At 75.6% G+C, this 17,814-nt stretch carries 11 protein-coding genes; 5 read left to right on the top strand and 6 right to left on the bottom strand.

What is annotated here, in order from left to right:
* Positions 1 to 50: 50 nt before the first annotated feature.
* On the bottom strand, positions 51 to 1,721 hold the full coding sequence (locus IE251_RS14895; RefSeq protein ID WP_189753423.1) for an AMP-binding protein: 1,671 nt from the start codon (positions 1,719 to 1,721) through the stop codon (positions 51 to 53).
* A gap of 113 nt (positions 1,722 to 1,834) precedes the next feature.
* Between IE251_RS14895 and IE251_RS42095 the strand changes: the two genes are divergently transcribed.
* The 3 genes from IE251_RS42095 to IE251_RS14880 all read left to right on the top strand — a co-directional run bounded on the left by IE251_RS42095 (position 1,835) and on the right by IE251_RS14880 (position 7,059).
* Complete coding sequence (locus tag IE251_RS42095) at positions 1,835 to 3,145, top strand: hypothetical protein (RefSeq protein WP_189753422.1); 1,311 nt, start codon at positions 1,835 to 1,837, stop codon at positions 3,143 to 3,145.
* A 90-nt stretch (positions 3,146 to 3,235) separates the two neighbouring features.
* Positions 3,236 to 6,055: an ATP-binding protein gene (locus IE251_RS14885; RefSeq protein WP_189753421.1), complete on the top strand. Its 2,820-nt coding sequence runs from the start codon at positions 3,236 to 3,238 to the stop codon at positions 6,053 to 6,055.
* Positions 6,056 to 6,267: 212 nt separating this feature from the next.
* Positions 6,268 to 7,059, top strand: coding sequence for a S1 family peptidase (locus tag IE251_RS14880; RefSeq protein WP_030777972.1), 792 nt, complete (start codon positions 6,268 to 6,270; stop codon positions 7,057 to 7,059).
* A gap of 115 nt (positions 7,060 to 7,174) precedes the next feature.
* Here the strand turns inward: IE251_RS14880 and IE251_RS14875 are convergent, their stop codons facing one another.
* Genes IE251_RS14875 through IE251_RS14855 form a run of 5 tightly spaced genes read right to left on the bottom strand, consistent with a single transcriptional unit; the run spans position 7,175 to position 15,714 of the window.
* A complete protein-coding gene (locus IE251_RS14875) occupies positions 7,175 to 8,488 on the bottom strand; it encodes an ABC transporter substrate-binding protein (protein ID WP_189753420.1) in 1,314 nt (437 codons plus the stop codon).
* A complete protein-coding gene (locus IE251_RS14870) occupies positions 8,485 to 9,609 on the bottom strand; it encodes a GlnX family signal transduction membrane protein (RefSeq protein ID WP_229896770.1) in 1,125 nt (374 codons plus the stop codon). The genes IE251_RS14875 and IE251_RS14870 overlap by 4 nt, the downstream gene beginning before the upstream one ends.
* Positions 9,606 to 11,696 (bottom strand): vWA domain-containing protein, encoded by a 2,091-nt coding sequence (locus IE251_RS41000; protein ID WP_229896769.1) that lies wholly within the window; start codon positions 11,694 to 11,696, stop codon positions 9,606 to 9,608. Before IE251_RS41000 ends, IE251_RS14870 begins: the two co-directional genes overlap by 4 nt.
* A gap of 29 nt (positions 11,697 to 11,725) precedes the next feature.
* Positions 11,726 to 14,026, bottom strand: coding sequence for a serine/threonine-protein kinase (locus tag IE251_RS14860; protein ID WP_189753419.1), 2,301 nt, complete (start codon positions 14,024 to 14,026; stop codon positions 11,726 to 11,728).
* The gene (locus IE251_RS14855; RefSeq protein WP_189753418.1) at positions 14,023 to 15,714 is read right to left on the bottom strand and encodes a trypsin-like peptidase domain-containing protein; all 1,692 of its coding nucleotides are present in this window, start codon (positions 15,712 to 15,714) and stop codon (positions 14,023 to 14,025) included. Before IE251_RS14855 ends, IE251_RS14860 begins: the two co-directional genes overlap by 4 nt.
* 168 nt (positions 15,715 to 15,882) lie before the next feature.
* Here IE251_RS14855 and IE251_RS14850 point away from each other — a divergent pair, with 168 nt between their 5' ends.
* Together IE251_RS14850 and IE251_RS14845 are read left to right on the top strand one after the other, a co-directional pair.
* Positions 15,883 to 16,656: a polysaccharide deacetylase family protein gene (locus IE251_RS14850; RefSeq protein ID WP_229896792.1), complete on the top strand. Its 774-nt coding sequence runs from the start codon at positions 15,883 to 15,885 to the stop codon at positions 16,654 to 16,656.
* Positions 16,657 to 16,711: 55 nt separating this feature from the next.
* Positions 16,712 to 17,152, top strand: coding sequence for an SRPBCC family protein (locus tag IE251_RS14845; protein ID WP_189753416.1), 441 nt, complete (start codon positions 16,712 to 16,714; stop codon positions 17,150 to 17,152).
* Positions 17,153 to 17,814 lie beyond the last annotated feature (662 nt).

The following is a 17,814-nucleotide window of genomic DNA, read 5'->3' as shown; positions in this document are numbered from 1 at the left end:
GCACACGGCGGCCTTGGTCACCTCGGCCGCCGTGTGCGGGGGCCGCGCGGTCAGCGGAAGTCCTCCTCGCGGTACTCGTCGGACGAGCCCTCGGCCGTGGCCTCGCGCAGCTCGATCCGGCGGATCTTGCCGGAGACGGTCTTGGGCAGGGTGCCGAACTCCAGCCGGCGGATGCGCTTGTAGGGGGCGAGCACCTCACGGGAGTGCTCGAAGAGGACCTTCGCGGTGCCGGGCCCGGGCTCCCAGCCCTCGGCGAGCACGACGTACGCCTTGGGCACGGCGAGCCGCAGCTCGTCCGGGGCGGGCACCACCGCGGCCTCGGCCACCGCCTCGTGCTCCAGCAGCGCGCTCTCCAGTTCGAACGGACTCACCTTGTAGTCGGAGGACTTGAACACGTCGTCGCTGCGCCCGATGTAGGTGAGGTAGCCCTCCTCGTCCCGGGTCGCGATGTCCCCGGTGCGGTAGTAGCCGCCCGCCATGGCCTCGGCCGTGCGGTCCGGGTCGCCGTGGTAGCCGGTCATCAGGCCGGCCGGGCGCTCGGCCAGGTCGAGGGCGATCTCCCCCTCGGTGACACCCGGCTCGCCGGAGACCGGGTCCAGCAGGACCACCCGGTAGCCGGGGCTCGGCCGGCCCATGGAACCGGTCTTCAGCGGCTGGCCGGGGGTGTTGGCGACCTGCACGGCGGTCTCGGTCTGGCCGAACCCGTCCCGGATGGTCACCCCCCAGGCGCGCCGGACCTGTTCGATGACCTCGGGGTTGAGCGGTTCGCCGGCGGCCACGGCCTCGCGGGGCGGGTTCGCCAGCCGGGTGAGGTCGGCCTGGATGAGCATCCGCCACACCGTCGGCGGGGCGCAGAAGGTGGTGACGCCGGCGCGGTCCATCTCGGCCATCAGCCGGCCGGCGTCGAAGCGGGTGTAGTTGACGACGAAGACGGTCGCCTCCGCGTTCCACGGGGCGAACAGGTTGGACCAGGCGTGCTTGGCCCAGCCGGGCGAGGAGATGTTCAGGTGGACGTCGCCGGGCTCGAGCCCGATCCAGTACATGGTGGACAGATGGCCGATCGGGTACGAGGTGTGGGTGTGCTCGACCAGTTTGGGGCGGGCGGTCGTGCCCGAGGTGAAGTAGAGCATCAGCGGGTCGTCGGCCAGGGTCGGGCCGTCCGGGACGAAGTCGGCGGGGGCCGCGTAGGCGTCCTCGTACGGCTCCCAGCCCTCCTCGGGCAGGCCGCCGACGCTGATCCGGGTGTAGCCGCCGGGCACGTCGGCGAACTTGGCGGTGTCCTCCGCCCGGACGATGGCGTGCCGCACCCGGCCCCGCTCCACCCGGTCACTCAGATCGGCGGGGCCGAGCAGCGGGGTGGCCGGGATGACGACCGCGCGCAGCTTCATCGCGGCCAGCGCGGTCTCCCACAGCTCGGCCTGGTTGCCGAGCATGACGAGGATCCGGTCCTCGGGGGCGACCCCGCGTTCGCGCAGCCACCGGGCGACCCGGTTGGAGCGCGCGGACAGCTCGGCGAAGGACAGCCGGGTCTCGGTGCCGTCCTCCTCGACGATGTGCAGCGCCGTGCGGTCGTTGCCCTCGGCGATGACGTCGAACCAGTCCAGCGCCCAGTTGAAGTGCCGGGGCCGGGGCCAGCGGAAGCCCTCGTAGGCGGTGGTGTAGTCCTCGCGGTGTGCCAGCAGGAAGTCCCTGGCTTCGCGGAACGTCTCGGTCGCCGTCATCCACGTCCTCCTCGGTACCGGACCATTGCCGGGCGGCTCCCCGGCATCGTCTAATCCGTGATGCGGGTCTCACTACCCCCGAACGGGGTCGCCCGCACCGAAGGAGCGTCAAGGTGGCAGCAGAGGCCGTGGCGGCGGGGACACGCGGCGCGCCGGCCCCGCCGCGGCGCGCCACAGGGCAGCCGCCCGTCGCCTTCGACGGCCTCGTGGAGCCCGGCCGGCCGCGCCTCGGCGTCAGCGAGCCGAGCGCCCCGGCCACGGCGGCGCCGCGCTCGCTCACGGTGACCTCCGGCCCCGGGCCGGGCGGCACGGCGGGGGCGCCGGCCCGGTCGTACGCGGTGCCGGACTGCGCGCGGTCGCGGCGGGTCAGCCATGCGTACGACGCCCCGGTGGCCGCCGAGGCCATCCACGCGGTGCTCGCGGTGCCGGTGGTGATGCGGCGCCGGGTGCGCGGGGTGCGCGGGGTGCTCCACGGCGCGCCGCGCCCGGCCCGGCCGCTCGGCGACCGTACGCCGGACGCGGCGATGGCGGTGGCGCGTGACGTGAAGCAGGCGCCGGTGGTGGGGAACGAGGCGCGGAAGCCGCCCGCCCTGGCCCGGCCGGAGCCCGGGGCGGTCGCTCGGGGAACCGACCGGGAACAGAGGCGCGGGGCGCTCCACGGCGCACCGCGCTCGCCCCGGCCGCTCGGCGACCAGCCGCCGGACACGGCGACGACGGCGGCGGTGGCGCGCGACGTGGAACAGGCGCCGGTGGTGGGGAACGAGGTACGGGAGCCGCCCGCCAGGGCCCGGCCGGAGCCCGGCGCGGTCACTCGGGGCGCCGACCGGGAACGAAGGCGCGGAGCGCTCCACGGCGCACCGCGCTCGCCCCGGCCGCTCGGCGACCAGCCGCCGGACACGGCGACGGCGGCGGTGGCGGTGGCGATGGCGGCGGCGCACGACGTGGAACAGGCGCCGGTGGTGGGGAACGACGCGCGGAAGCCGCCCGCCAGGGCCCGGCCGCAGCCCGGGGCGGTCGGTCAGGGTGCCGGCCGGGAACAGGGGTGCGGGGCGCACGCGGTGGTGCGGGCGCCGGTGCCCCGGATCGCCGGCCGGGGACCGCGGGCCGAACCGCTCGCCGGGTACGGACGGCCGACCGCGCCGCCACGAGCCGGGGGCGGGCCGCCGACCGCACCGCCACGAGCCGGGGGCGTGACCCTGGCGTGGCGCGAACCGGACGTGCTGTCCTGGGTGACGGCGGGAGCCGGGCGGCCGGGCACCGGCCCCGAGGCGGTCAGGAGTTGTCCGCGTCCGGCGCCGCGGAAGCCGGGCGTCCGCACACGAGGGGAGGCGGTGAGCGCGACCCGGCGGGTGGGACCGTGGCCCGAAGACGGTTGGGAAACCTGCCCATTCATCCGGCGTCGCTTTGAATTTCCCTCTGCTTGACCGTTTGTTATTTCCCTCACCACGGCTTCCGTCCGAATTTCAGGGATCGTTGCCTAGAATTTGGCCCGGACACGACACAGGAGGGGAGCGGTGACCGTGCGACGGGACTTCCAGGAGTCTGCCAGGTGCCGCCCCGACCTGGTCATCGGCCGCGAAGAGCTGTTCGCCGGCGCCCGTGAGCAACTCGCCTCGGGCGGCAGTGTGCTGCTCCACGGCCCCGCCGGAATAGGGAAATCCACCGTCCTGCGGGCATTGGCCGAGGAATACGGTGCCACCGCGCGCACGGTCTTGCGGTGCTCGGCGACGGAGTCCGAATCCCATCTGCCGTTCCTCGCCCTCGCCGATCTGCTCGGCCTGGTCCTGGACGAGGTCTCCCCCCGGATGCCCGCCGCCCAGCGCACCGCCCTGGAGTCGGCGCTCACCGGCCGCGGCGAGTCCAGCCTCCAGCGCGACGGCCTCGCGCTGCGCCTGGCGGTGCTCTCCGCGCTGCGCGCGCTCGCCGCCGACGGCCCGGTGCTGGTCGTCGCCGACGATCTGCAGTGGCTGGACCCGGCCAGCGCCGAACTCCTCGGCTTCGCCGCCCGGCGCCTGGAGGGCACCCCGGTGCAACTGCTGTGCGCGGTACGCACGGAGGGCCAGGAGAGCCAGGAGTACGACCGTCAGCTGCGCGCCTGTCCGCCGGGCACCCTCGCCGTCCGGCTCGGCCCGCTCACCCGCGCCCAGGTCGCCCAGCTGCTCGACCACCGCGGCCACGGCGGCCTGCCCCGCTCGACGGTGCGCGAGATCCACCGCACCAGCGGCGGCAACCCGCTGTTCGCCCTGGAACTGGGCCGTGCCCTCGCCGACAGCCCCACCCCGCCCCGGCCCGGCGAGCCGCTGCCCGTGCCGACCTCGCTGCGCGCCCTGGTGCTCAGCCGCCTGGACATGCTCTCGGTGGAGGCCCGCCGCACCCTGCTGGTGGCCAGCGCCGGCGCCCGCCCCACCCCGGCGCTGCTGCGCGCGGCCGGCCGGGAGAACGCCGAGGCCGAGTGCGCCCAGGCCGCCGAACTCGGGCTGCTGGCCACCGAGCCCGACGCCCCCGCCGTACGGTTCGCGCACCCGCTGATCTCCGCGGCGCTGTACGCGGAGGCGCCCGCGCACGAGCGGCGGGCGGCGCACGCGGCGCTGTCCACCGCCGCCTCCGACCCGATAGAGCGGGCCCGGCACCTGGCCCTGGCCACCACCGGCACGGACCCGGAGGTGGCCGCCCGGCTCGCCGAGGCCGCCGCCCTCGCCCGGGACCGCGGGGCGCCCTCGGTCGCCGCCCAGCTCGGGCTGCTCGCCGCGCGGCGCACCCCCGCCGACGGCAGCCCGGGCCCGGAGGAGCGCCGGCTCGCCGCCGCAGAGGACGCGATCACCGCCGGGGAGGTCGACCTGGCCCGGGACATCGCCCGGGAGGTGCTCACCCGGGCGAGTGTGCCCGCCGAGCGGGTACGGGCCTGGATCATCGTCATCGACACCGCCGGCCACACCATGACCGAGGTCGACGCCGTCTTCCCGCAGGCCCTCGCCGACGCCGGGGACGACCCCCGGCTGCTGGCCCTGGTGCACTACCAGCTGGCCTGGCGGGCGCTGATCGTGGAGGGCGACTTCACCGAGGCCCGGCAGGCCGCCGCGCACGCCGCCGAGCTGGCCGCGCGCGGCCAGGACCGGCGCACCGAGCTGCTCGCCCTGGCCTTCCAGGCGCAGACCGAGACCCTGATGGGCCATCCGGAGGCACCGCGCACCATCAAACGGGCGCTGCGCGAGCCCCAGGATCCCCGGGTGGCCTGCCATCACAACGGCGCGGGCAGCGCCCGGTTCCGCTGGCTGGTGATGGGCGACCAGCTGGCCGAGGCCCGGACCACCGTCACCGCGCTGCTGCGCGAGGTCCGCCGGCGCGGCTCGGTGGAGAGCGAGGTGCACTTCCTGCGCGGCCTCGCCGAGACCGAGCTGCGCGCCGGGCACTGCGGGCGCGCCCTGGACCTGGCCCGCGACAGCCTGCGGCTGGCCAGGGACTCGGGCATCGGCGAGACCGCCTCGGCGATGCTCACCTCGCTCGCGGAGGCCTCCGGCGGCGATGTCGACCGGGCGCTGGCGCTCGCCCGGGAGGCGGTGCAGCACGCCGAGGAGGACGGCGACCAGATGTACCTCTCCCGGGCGCTGGGCGCCCTCGGGTACGCCCAGCTGGTGGCCGGGGACCCGGCGGGCACGGTGCGCTCGCTGCGCCGGGTGCGCAGCCTGGAGCTGGGGCTCGGCATCACCGACCCGGCCCGGGGCCGCTGGCAGGGGGATCTGGCGGAGGCGCTGGTCCGTACCGGTGAGGCGGCCGAGGCGCAGGACGTCATCGACGTGAGCCGGGAGCACGCGCTCCGGCTCGGCCGGGAGAGCGTGCTCGCCGTGCTGGACCGGTCCGAGGCGCTGGTGCGTGCCGCCCGGGGCGACCGGGAGGCCGCCGTCGCCCAGCTGACGTCCGCTCAGGACCGGCTCGGCAAGCTCGGCTACGGCCTGGAGGAGGCGCGGGCCGCGTTCGCGCTGGCCCGGCTGCGCGGCCGGGGCCCCGGCGCGGCGGCCTTCGACGAGGCCGCCCGGATGTTCCGGCGCTGCCGGGCGCTGCCCTGGCTGCGCCAGGTGGAGGACGCGCTCGCCGCCCCCGAGCCGGAACCGGTGCCGGACCGGCCGGAGGCGCCGGCCGCGCTGGAGGTGCTGGCGGCGATGGAGCGTCAGGTCGCCGCGCTGGTCATGGAGGGGGCCACCAACCGGGAGATCGCGGCCCGGCTGTTCATCAGCGTGAAGACGGTGGAGGCGACCCTGACCCGGGTCTACCGCAAACTGGGGATCCGGTCGCGGGTCGACATCGTCCGATTGGCGGCGGCTCGACGGGCGCGCTGAGCACGGCCCTAGTTAACTGAACCGGACCGAGGGTTTTCCCTCACCCAGCCCCTTAGGGGGTTCCCTCATTGGGAGCCGTGGGTTCCGGGTCCTAGCGTAAAGGGCGTGCCGCTCGCCCGGGCACACGGGGTCGGTCCTGCGACCTCCCCGTGCACACCGCCCACCGACACCCGCGCGACCCCCCACCGGTGCAACCCCCACTGAGGAGACTCATGTTCGGGCCCAGACGTGTGAGAAAGACCGCCGCGACCCTGGTGGCCACCGCCGCCGCCGCGGCGACCGCGCTGCTCGCCTCCCCCACCGCGAGCGCCGCACCCCAGCCCATCGTCGGCGGTACGACCACCACGACGACCTCGTACCCGTTCATGATGCAGATCACGGACGCGTCCCAGAACCAGTTCTGCGGCGGCACCCTGGTGTCACCCACCAAGGTCGTCACCGCCGCGCACTGTATGGTCGGCGAGACCACGAGCAGCGTCCGCGTGGTCGGGGGCCGGACCTACCTCAACGGCACCAACGGCACGGTGAGCCGGGTCAGCAGGATCTGGATCAACCCGGGTTACACGGACGCCACCAACGGCGACGACGTGGCCGTGCTGACCTTGTCGACGTCGATGCCGTACACCACGGCCAAGTACGTCTCCTCCTCGCAGACGAGCGTCTACGCGGCCGGCACCTCGGCCCGCATCCTCGGCTGGGGGACCACCTCGGAGAACGGCAGCTCCTCCAACCAGCTGCGGACCGCGACCGTGCCGATCGTGTCCGATTCCAGCTGCCGTTCCTCCTACGGGTCGGACTTCGTCCAGTCCGACATGGTGTGCGCCGGATACTCCTCCGGCGGCGTGGACACCTGCCAGGGCGACAGCGGCGGTCCCCTGCTCATCGGGGGCGTCCTGGCAGGGATCACTTCCTGGGGCGAGGGGTGCGCGGAGGCCGGTTACCCGGGTGTCTACACCCGGCTGACCACCTTCTCGGACCTGGTGACCGCGCAGGTCAACTCGTAACCCGGAAGACTTCCCGAGTACCCCTCGGGGATGTGCCGGGGGGCGTTGCGGGCCACCACGAGCGGCCCGCAACGCCCCCTTTCCAATGCCCGCCCTCCTGTCCCGTGCCGGGCCGCTACGTCCGGTCGCACACCGACGGCAGCCAGGTCAGGTCCCGGGTGCCGCTGAGGGTGTCCAGGGAGCCCAGCAGCCGGTCCAAGCGGTCGGGGTGGGCGAGGAATTCGACGGCCGCCTCGGCGAACGCGTCGCGCACCGCGGGCGGCATGGCGTCGGAGGCGTCGAAGCAGTGCGCCGCCTTCCCGTCGCGCAGGACGCGGGCGAGGGAGCGGTGCCAGGCGGATCCTGAGCCGTCGGCGGCGGGCGGCAGACCGGCGTGCACGGAGAAGCCGGACTCCCCCTCGTTCCAGGCCCGTTGGGCGTCGGCCGAGGCCAGGTAGCGGATCAGCTTCCGGGCCTGCGGGGTGTCGTGCAGCAGGGCGACGAGGTCCCCGGAGACCTCCCAGGCGCGCGGGGCGGTCCCGAGGAGCAGCTCGGCGGAGGAGACGTAGCGGCCGTCGGTCTGCCGCCAGGCGGGCCGGCCGCGGATGAACGACGCCTGGTGCTCCAGCGTGCAGCCGCGCGGGCGGGCGGCGACCGGATCCGACGCCGACTGGTACGGGGTCTTCAGGGCCCGCCGGACCAGGCCCGCGTCGCCGCCGGCGCCGATCAGGTCGCGCCAGGCCGTCCAGGCGGACCTCACCTGCGGGGACCGCCAGGACAGGTCGCCGCTCGCCCAGCGTTCGTAGACGGCGGGGCCGTGGCGCTGGAGCAGGATGTCCTCGATCCAGTCGGTGCCGGGCCAGCCGCTCGTGGCGCCGGAGCCCATGCCGAGGCACCACGCGGCCGGCCGGCGCACGGCGTCCCGCAACTCCCGTTCGCCGAGGCCGGCCGGGTACCAGACGATGCTCTTCAGGTCGGCCTTCAGCGGGAACCAGTACACGTGCCCGTCCGCCAGCGGGGTGGCCCAGGACGGGCCGAAGTCCTCGCGGCGCACCAGGTTCTCCAGTGGCACGAGGTGCTTCTGCCGGGCGTACTCGGCGAGTTCGCCGGGACCGGTGAGCACCACCACGTCGGGCGGTGTGCCGGCCTCGACATCGGCGCCGAGCACCTGGCTCTCGGCGTTGCTGCCCTGGTAGTCGACGCGGATGCGGTACTCGCGCTCGAAGGGTTCGACGACCGCCTCGCGGAAGTGGCGCTCGTCGCCGCCGGTCCAGTTGGCCAGCAGGGTGACGGACGGCTCGTTCCCGAGGGCGCGTACGCCCACCACGGCCACCGCCGCCAGGACGGCCAGGCAGCTCACCACCACGGTGACCACGCGGGCCGGACGGCGGGAGCGGCGGGGCCCGGGGCCGGGGGCGGCCGTCGCCGGGCCGCCGGGGTGCGCGCTCACCGGGGCCTGAACCGGTAGTCGTCGATGTGCCGCCTGAGGCCCGTCTCGGCCAGTGCCATCAGCAAGGCGCCTCCTATCAGGATCCACACCGCCGCCGCCGCGCGGAAGCCGGTGCCGGCCAGGTACGAGGCGGTGTGCCGCCCCGCGTCGGGGATGAGCCGCCCGGACAGCGGGCGGTCGAGCAGGGTACGGGTGTCGGTCATCCCCGCCTGCGTCCACACGGTGAACAGCGCGGTGACGGCGACACCGGCGAGCGACAGCAGCCCGGCGGCGATGAGGTGCCGGTTGTAGCGGCGCCGGAAGCGGCGGCGCAGGAAGCGCTGGGTCTCCAGCAGCGCCGCGGTCAGGGCGAGGGCGAGCAGCAGGGTGACGCTCCAGGCGAGCCACAGCAGCGGGCCGAAGGAGGTCTGCCGGTGCACGGCGGCGCGCTGCTGCCGTTGCAGGGCCTTCAGCCGGTCCTGTATGCCGGAGCCCTTCTCCGTCAGCACGCTGGTGGCGTAGCTGAGGTACGCCTCGCGCAAGACGCTTCCATCCGGCTGGAGTTGGGACCGCTGAACCTTGTCGGCGTAGACGGTGATCAGACCGGCCACCGTCTGCAGGGCCTGCCGGCCCCCGGGCCCGCCGAGGTCGTCGTCGGCCGCGGCGGCGGCGAGGCTCTGCACGGCGACCGAGATCTGCTTCTGGAAGTCGCTCGTCGGGGCGGGCTGGGCGGCGTCCCGCTGGGCCTGGCCGAGCGCGTACAGCGCGGTGTCCAGGGACAGCACGGCCGGGGCGGTGGAGGTGCGCAGCGGGTCCGCGTCGTCGTGCACGCCCTGGTACGACACGAACAGCGACAGGGTGAGCAGGGCCGACAGGGCGAGCAGCAGGCGGTGCCGGAGGGCCAGGTCGCGCGCGGTGGTGCTGCCGCCGTCGGGGGGCCGGGTGCCGGTTCCGGTGAGCCGGGAGACGAGCCGGGCGAGTGTCCTGGGCCATCGGCCGGGCGTACGGCGGTCGGTGCGGCGGGTCGACAACTCCGGGGAGCGGGGCGCCTGTTGGTGCTGCGGGGACGGTGCGAACGGTGGATGGCCGGGTGAGCCGGCGCCCGCGCCCGCGCCGGGTGTCCCCGCGTTTCCGGGGTTCATGCCGACGCCCCTCTCAGCAGCCGCCCGCAGTCGCCTCCGCAGTAGACGGAGTCGGCCGGGCCGAGCCAGCGGCACTCCGGGCACTCGATCAGCCCGTCGGGCCGGACGGGCAGGGCGGGACCGGCGGCGCCCGGACGGGGCACGGCACCGGCACCGGCGGCCCGTACGGCACCCGGCCCCGGCGATCCGGGCGTTCCGGCCCGGTCCGCGCCCATGCCGCCCGGCGCCGCGTGGTCCGGCGCCGCGTAGTCCGGCGCCGCGTAGTCCGGGCTCCGGTCGGCAGGGTCCGCGTCGGCCGGACCTTCCCCGCCCGGCCCCGACCCGGCAAGGCTCGCGTCAACCAGCCCCGCACCGCCGGAACCCGCACCGCCGGAACCCGCACCGGCCGGTGCCGCCCCACCCGGCCCCACCCCGTCCGGGACCACACCACCCCGGCCCGCACCACCCGACCCCACGCCGTCCGGGGCCACACCACCCCGGCCCGCACCCGGAACCGCACCACCCGAAACCGCACCACCCCCGCCCGTACCGCCGCCACCCACCCCGGTCACGGCCGCCCCGCCGCCGTCACGGCTCCCGGGGTCACCGGATTCCGGCGCCACCGGCCGCCCCACCGCCCTCCCCGCCGGGCCCGCCGTCCCGGACACCCCTGCCGCCTGCCCCCTCTCCCCCGCCGTGCCCCCACGCCCCGCGCCCGCACCCGCAGGCCCCCTCCGGCCCTCCCCCGAGGGCGGCTCCGGAGGTGTCGTCAGGGCGCTGGAGAGGATGAGGTGCTGCCAGTCGACGTCCTTCAGGCCGGGGCGGACGCGGCCGGTGCCGGGGGCGGACTCGATGAGGCGGAGCGCGCCGAGCAGTTGGGCGTCGCCCAGCTCGGCGGCGAGGGCGAGGGCGCGGGCGAGTTCGCGGTCCGCCGTCTCCCGGCCGTCCGCGCCGCGCAGCCAGGCCCGGTACGCCTGGGCGACGGCGGCGCTCGCCCGCTGGTACAGCTCGTGCCGGCGGACCCCGGGATGCTGCCGGGAGGCGTCGAGCGGATCGTCGGTCCAGCGCACCAGGATGGGCCGGGGCGGCGGCAGCCGCAGCGGGCGCCGTACGCCGGGTACGACGATCTCCACGGCGGCCAGCTGGAGTTCCTCGCCGCTCTCCCGGCCGGCGGGGTCGGCGGTCAGGACGACCTGGAAGTGCCGTACCTCGTCGCCCCAGGCCCGGGTGACGTACTCCGCGGCGCGTCCGCCGGGGCCGGCCGGGACGGGTCGCAGCTCCTGTTCGTTCGGCACGACCTGCTTCACCTGGCGGATCACCGTGCCGGGGGTGGTCGGGGTGAGCCGGATGCGCAGTTCGGGCACCGCCGTGCCGAGCAGCCCGGCGATCAGTTCCTCGTAGGCGGCGGTGAGTTCGGACTCCCGGCGGACGGCGCGGGCGCGGCCGTGCAGCCGCCGGGTGATGGCCAGCAGCAGTTCGGCGTCCCAGTCGTCGCCGATGCCCCAGGCGTCGCAGACGAACTGGCCCGCGCAGGCGTCGAGGACGGTCTCCAGCGGCCGGCGGGAGCGGTGGTCGTGCTCGTTGCGGCCGTCGGTGAGCAGCAGGACGTGTTTGACGGGTGCGGGCTGGTCCTTGAGCAGCCGCCGGGCGAGGTCGAGCCAGGCGCCGATGGCGGTGCCGCCGTCCGCGTCCAGGAGGCGGACCGCGCGTTCGGCGGCCTCGCGTTCGCCGGGCCGGGCGACGGCGAGCACCTGGCGGCCGGGGCCGGGGTGGACCACGGTGGCGTCGAACCGTCCGGCGAGGACGGCGAAGGCGGTGCCGAAGGGCAGCATCCGGACGGCGGCGACGGTGGCGTCCTTGGCCGCGTGGAGTTTCGCCGGGGGGTGGAGCATCGAGCGGGAGGTGTCGACGATCAGCACCTCGGCGAGGGCGGAGCCGGTGCCGGGGGCGGGGGTGGCGTGCGGCGCGCCGGACGGGCCGCGGACCCCGATCTCCAGGATGGCGTGCATCTCGCGTTCGCGGTGGGGCCCGGCCGGGTCGGGCAGGGCGGGCAGTTCCGTCCGCTGGCCGACCTCCAGCGTCACCTCGGTCTCCTCGGCCACGGTCATCGCTGTCTCTCCCGGAGCTGGTGGGTGGGTCAGAAGGTGGTCATCGGCCGGACGGCGTGGGCCAGGTCGAGCAGCCGGCCGTGTTCCCCGGCGGTGCGGGCCTGCGCGGCGAGCTGCCGGAAGGACTGCTCCAGCCGGGTGCGCAGCCCGTCCTCGTCGCCGTCGCCCAGGAGGTCCCCGGCGGGGAAGTCCGGCCCCCAGCCCTGGCCGGGGCGGCTGTGCAGGGCGTTCTCGCGGACCTCGGCGACCAGCCGGGCCCGGGACTCGCCGTCGGCGGCGCCGCCGTCCAGGCGCAGTTCGGGCAGGCGCCGGGCGGCGTCGCGCAGGTCGGCCGGGGTGGGCGGGGTGGCGCCCAGGATGCCGGCGCGGATGCGGACGGCCGCCACGCGGGCGGCGTCGTGGTGCCGGGAGGTGGCGGGGACCTCGTCGAGGACGTGTACGGCGGCGTCCCGGTCGCCGGCCGCGAGGTGGCCGCGGGCCAGGCCGAACGCGGCGGCGGTGTGCGCGAAGTCCCGTCTCCAGACGGCCTCGTAGTACCGCATGGCGCGGGCCGGGCGGGTGCCGGCGGTGTGTTCGGCGCAGTAGCCGAGGGCGAGCTTGGGCACGTACTCGCCGGGCAGCGCCTGGTGGACGGCGTCGAAGCGGGCGCCGGCCAGCTCGACCTCGCCCTTGCTGAGGTGCAGTACGCCGTGGTGCCAGGCGATGCGCCAGTCGTGGGCGGCGGCGCGTTCGCCGAGCTGGGTCTCGGCCTCGGCGAGCCAGCTCTCCGCCGCTCGCTGCTCGCCCTTGCGCAGGTAGGCGCGGCACAGCCACAGCGCGGTCTCGGGGGTGCCGAGGCGGGATTCTCGGGGCCACTGCCGGGCGACCCGGTCGGGGGCGTCGGGCGGGAAGGAGTCGAGCAGCAGGGCGGCGCCGTCCTCGGGGTCGGGGACGGGTTCGGGCAGGGCGCCGGCCACCTCGGCGGGGTGGGGCGGGGAGACGTCCAGGGCTGCGGGCCGGTCGCCGGTGCGGCGGGTCCAGTGGCCGAGGGCGGGGATCGCGCCGAGTCCGGCGTCGAGGCCGGCGCCCGAGGGGCGGAACAGGGTGGAGCTCTCGGGGAGTTGTTCGCCGAACCGGAGCGCGCGGAACTCGCGCAGCACCTCCCAGAGCTGGCGGGACATCTCGGCGGCGGAGCGGAACCGGGCGCGGGGTTCGGCGTGGGTGGCGCGGGCGATGACGCGGCGGAAGGAGTCGGAGGCGAGGCCGGGGGCGGGTTCGGTGCCGCGGGCCAGGGCCTGGAGGGTCATGCCGACGGTGTAGAGGTCGCTGTCGACCTGCCAGCCGCGGCGGTCGATCTCCTCCTTGGGCGGGGCGAAGCCGGGCGTGTAGACGTAGGCGGAGGCGCGGTCGCCGATGGCGCGGACGGCGCCGAGGTCGACGACCTTGACTGCCCGGCCGAAGTGGATGACGTTGGCGGGCTTCATGTCGCAGTAGAGCAGGCCGCGTTCGTGCATGTACTGGAGGGCGCCGAGGATCTTGCAGCCGTAGGTGAGGACGTGGTCGAGGCGGGGGCGGCCGTGGAAGATCCGTTCGATGTCGTCGGCGTCCATGAGCTGTTGCAGGGAGCGGCCGCCGATGTAGTCCATGACGAGGTAGCCGGTGGCGGGATGACCGGCGCTCTGGTGTTCGGCGTAGGTGACGATGCGGACGATGTCGGGGTGGTGCAGGGCGGTGAGGGAGCGGCGTTCCTCGACGGCGGTGTGGCGGGCGAGGACGTCGTGGACGTTGATCTGGCCCTTGAGGACGACGCGGTGGCCGTCGGCGCGGGTGTCCTCGGCGAGGTAGATCCAGCCGAGGCCGCCGTGGGCGAGGCAGCCGAGCACCTTGTAGTGGTCGGCGACGATGTCGCCGGGGGCGAGCTGGGGCAGCAGCGAGTAGGGCGTGCCGCAGCGGGGGCAGCGGCCGGTGGCGCGGCCGGGCTGGCCGCCGTAGCCGACGCCGATGGTCATGGTGCAGCCGCCGGCGCCGCAGCGGCGGCCCCCGGTGGGCGGGCGGGGGTCGGTGAGGAGGACGTCGTCGGGGGCGGGGACCTCGGGCAGGACCACCAGTCCGTGCTGGTCGAGTTCGCCGAGTCCGGCGACGGCGTGCACGGCCGCCGGTCCGGGCGGCTCCTCGGCGGCGGCCGCGTCCGGGGGCCGTGCGGGCGGTCCCGTACGGGGGCCTGGGCGCGGTTCCGTACGGGGCCCGGGGTGGGGTGCGGTGCGGGGTTCGGCGTGCCGGTGGCCGCAGGTGTCGCAGTAGCCGGTCGCCATGATGCGGCCCGTGCAGCCGGGCCGGACGCACGAGGTCACGACGCGCCCTCCTCCTCCGGTGCGGTGGTGGAGCAGAAGCCGACGAACCGTTCGACGGCGGTCTCGGCCCGCTCGATGTCGCAGGGGGTCTGCCGCAGCAGTGACAGCGCCTCCTCGTAGAGCCGGTACGCCGTCATGACCCGGTCGCCGTGTGCGGCGGCCCGCTGCCGGCACAGCGGCCATTCGGCGCCGACGCGGCCGAGGAGTTCGGCGCGGCGGCGCAGCCGGGCGTCGAGCAGGCCGATGGCGTTCTCCAGGCGCCGGCGGCGGCGGGCGACGGCGTCCTCGAAGGTGAACAGCAGGGCGGCGGCGGTGGGGTCGCGCTCGGGGTCGGGGGTGTGGGCGACCCAGGCGCGCAGCATCCGGGTGCGCCGTACGCCGGCCTCGGCCCGGTCCAGCAGCGGGCGGGTGCCGGGGCCGGGCAGGACGCGGTCCCGTCGGGTGTCGAGGGCCGGGCCCAAGTCCTCGGTGATGCGGTCGAGTTCGCTGCGCAGCCGGGCCCAGCGGTCGCGCAGCGGGCGGTGGACGAGCAGTTCGGCGGCGCGGTCGGCGCGCTCGCCGGGGGTGCGGAAGGCCAGCAGCAGCCGGGCGCCCTGCCGGGCGAGCCGGTCCAGCAGCGCGAGCAGGGTGTCGGGTTCGGCCGCCTCGTCGACGCCGGCCAGCACGGCGGCGAGCGGACGGCGCAGGGTGCCGAGACGTTCCGGGCGGGGGTCGTCGCGGATGCCGAGGCGTTCGGCGATCCGGTCCATGACCTGGGCGGTGGTCAGTTCCTCGACGTCCAGGGCGAGGTCGTGGGCGCCGGCGGGCGGCACGGTCTCGGGCGGGTCGTGGCTGACGGCGCTGGTGTTGCGGTGGGTGCGCAGTTCGCGGTCGGCGAGGGTGACGGCGCGCTGGAGGGTGAAGGCGCGGTCGCCGCCGGCGGGGACGACGGTGACGAGCACCGGCCAGCCCTCGCCGCGGAACCAGGAGGCGAGTTCGGTGCCGAAGGGCACGTCGAGCCGGCCGGCGGCGGGGCCGGTGCCGGTGCGCAGCCGGGGGTCGACGGCTTCGGCGCCGTCGGTCCAGGCGGCGACCTGGGGCAGGTGGCTGAGGATGGTCTCGGTGGGGCTCATGTAGCTGAACGCGGAGCCCGGTCCCTCGTCGACGCTGAGGACGATGCCGATGACCTGGTCGGTGGCGTGGTCCACGACTCCGCCGCCGCTGAAGCCTGGTGCGGCCAGTTCGCCTGGGGTGAGGGGGCGCAGTTGGACCTGGCTGTCCCGGCCGCGGGCGGCGACCAGGGTGGCGCCGTGCCAGCGCCCGCCGTCGTCGCCGTCCGGGAAGCCGTACATGCTGACGGGTCCGTGCGGGGCGGCGAGGCGGTAGAGCCGGGTGGTGTGTTCGGGGGGCAGGGGCGGTGCCAGGCGCAGCAGGGCGAGGTCGCCGCTGCGGTCGCCGAAGGTGTCCTCGCGCTGGGGCACGTGCTCGTCGGGGCGGACGGTGGCGGTGACGGGGCCGAGGCCGGGCACGCCGACCAGGCGGACGGTGTAGTGGTGGCCGGGCCGGACGACATGGCCGGCGGTGAGGACCCGTTCGGGCGCGAGGAGCACCCCCGCACCGAGGACCCGCCCGTCCGGCGTCTCGATGCGCGCGATCCAGGCGGGTGTCCGTAACCGTGCCGTGCCGACTCGCTCCCCCGTGCGCGTCATGGTCCTTGAGGTTACTCGGAGTACCCGTCCGGTACTACTGGTGTGCACGGGGACTTTGCCCGGTTTCACCCAACAGGTTCGAACAGTTGCACTATACACGCAGTGTATAGTCCCGGCATGCCACTCTTGACCGACACGACCGTCACGCCGCAGCACGCGCCCAGGAAGATGCAGGGAACGGGCCGGAGGTTGCGCCGCCGGGCCCTCGCCTGCGCGGCGGCCGCGGCCGGCCTGACGCTGACCCTGGCCGGCTGCGCCCAGGTCGACACGACCGCCCCGAGCACCGTCCGCGCCGAGGCGGCACACGGCGCGCCGGCCAAGTTCGGCAGCGTCGACTGCCGCAAGGCCAAGTGCATCGCGCTCACCTTCGACGCCGGGCCCAGCGAGAACTCGGCGCGGCTGCTCGACATCCTGAAGGAGAAGAAGGTCCCGGCCACCTTCTTCCTGCTCGGCAAGCGGCACATCGAGAAGTACCCGGAGCTGGTCAAGCGGATGGCGGCGGAGGGCCACGAGGTCGCCAGCCACACCTGGGACCACAAGATCCTCACCAAGATATCGGACAAGGAGATACGTGAGGAGCTGAACCGGCCCAACGAGGCGATCGAGAAGCTCACCGGGCACAAGCCGACCCTGATGCGCCCGCCGCAGGGCCGCACCGACTCCAACGTGCACGAGATCTGCAAGGAGCTGGGCCTGGCGGAGGTGCTGTGGAGCGTGACCGCCAAGGACTACACGACCGACGACTCGGCGCTCATCACCAAGCGCGTCCTGGACCAGTCGTCCCGGGACGGCATCATCCTGCTGCACGACATCTACCCCGGGACCGTGCCGGCCGTGCCCGGCGTCATCGACGGGCTGAAGCAGCGCGGCTACGTCTTCGTGACGGTCCCCCAACTGCTGGCCCCCGGCAAGGCGGAGCCCGGCAAGGTGTACCGCCCGTAGCTCCCGCGGCGGACGCGCCCCGGCACGACGGACCGGCGGTGCCTACGATCGTGCCGTGCCCCCTTTCTCCCTCACGCGTACGGTGCCCCTCCCGCCGGACGAGGCATGGCGCCGGCTCACCGAGTGGCCGCGCCACGCCGGTGCCGTCCCGCTGACCCGCATCAGGGTGCTCACGCCCCCGCCGACTCGCGCGGGCACACGGTTCGTCGCCCGGTCCGGGCTCGGCCCGTTCGCCGTGGACGACGTGATGGAGGTGACGCGCTGGCGCCCGCCGGCCGGTGAGGAGGGCGGGCTGTGCCGGCTGGAGAAGCGGGGGCGGGTGGTCCTGGGCTGGGCGGAGATCGAGGTCCGGCCCGGCCCCGGGGGCGGCAGCCGGGTGGTGTGGCGGGAGGAACTGCGGGTCGCCCTCCTGCCGCGGGTCTTCGACGGAGCCCTGGAACGCGCGTCCCGCCTGCTGTTCGGCCGCGCGGCGGACCGGCTGCTGGAACGCCCCTGAGCGGGCCGCCTGTCGTACACATCTGACGCCGCACGCCCCGCCCTCCGAACGCTCCTCGGGCGACGGACGTGTGCCTCGGGAGCCGTCGAAGCGGACCCGGAAGGCTCCGCCGCGGTCGTTCCCCGGCCATCCACACGGCCACGCGCACTGGCCGAACGAGACCGCACGCCCGAATCGGTACGACCAGGCCGCCGTCGACACCACCGCACGGCGGACCGGCCGCCGAAACGCCCTGAACTGAGCTGCCTACCGCACACGCCCCACGCCGCACACCCCGACCTCCGGACGGCCCTCGGGCGACGGACGCACACCCCGGACGCCGTCGAAGCGGACCCGGGCGCGCACTGGCCGAACGAGACCGCACGCCCGGATCGGTACGACCAGGCCGCCGTCGACACCACCGCACGGCGGACCAGCTGCCGAAACGCCCTGAACCAGGCTGCCTGCCGCACACGCCCCACGCCGCACACCCCGGACGCCGTCGAAGCGGACCCGGAAGGCCCGGCCTCGTGGCCTTGGCGATCCGCGCGGCCGTCGCCGCCTCCCCTTGGCGGCGACGGCCGGCGCGGTCGCGCACACCGGTCCGGGCGGGACCGTCCGCCCGGACCGGTGTGACGAGGACGCCCTTGACGCCGCCGGTCGGGCCGACGGCCAGGGCATCC

Origin of the sequence: Streptomyces eurythermus, from assembly GCF_014649115.1 — a bacterium.
Lineage (GTDB): Bacteria > Actinomycetota > Actinomycetes > Streptomycetales > Streptomycetaceae > Streptomyces > Streptomyces eurythermus.
The sequence above is the reverse complement of the archived record's forward strand: the minus strand, read 5'-3'. Positions and strand labels throughout refer to the sequence as shown.

Bases quoted from the DNA above. Each gene is read 5' to 3' on its own strand.
- IE251_RS14895 (WP_189753423.1), bottom strand. From the start codon at position 1,721: ATGACGGCGACCGAGACGTTCCGCGAAGCCAGGGACTTCCTGCTGGCA.
- IE251_RS14880 (WP_030777972.1), top strand. From the start codon at position 6,268: ATGTTCGGGCCCAGACGTGTGAGAAAGACCGCCGCGACCCTGGTGGCC.
- IE251_RS14870 (WP_229896770.1), bottom strand. From the start codon at position 9,609: ATGAACCCCGGAAACGCGGGGACACCCGGCGCGGGCGCGGGCGCCGGC.
- IE251_RS41000 (WP_229896769.1), bottom strand. From the start codon at position 11,696: ATGACCGTGGCCGAGGAGACCGAGGTGACGCTGGAGGTCGGCCAGCGG.
- IE251_RS14855 (WP_189753418.1), bottom strand. From the start codon at position 15,714: ATGACGCGCACGGGGGAGCGAGTCGGCACGGCACGGTTACGGACACCC.
- IE251_RS14850 (WP_229896792.1), top strand. From the start codon at position 15,883: ATGCAGGGAACGGGCCGGAGGTTGCGCCGCCGGGCCCTCGCCTGCGCG.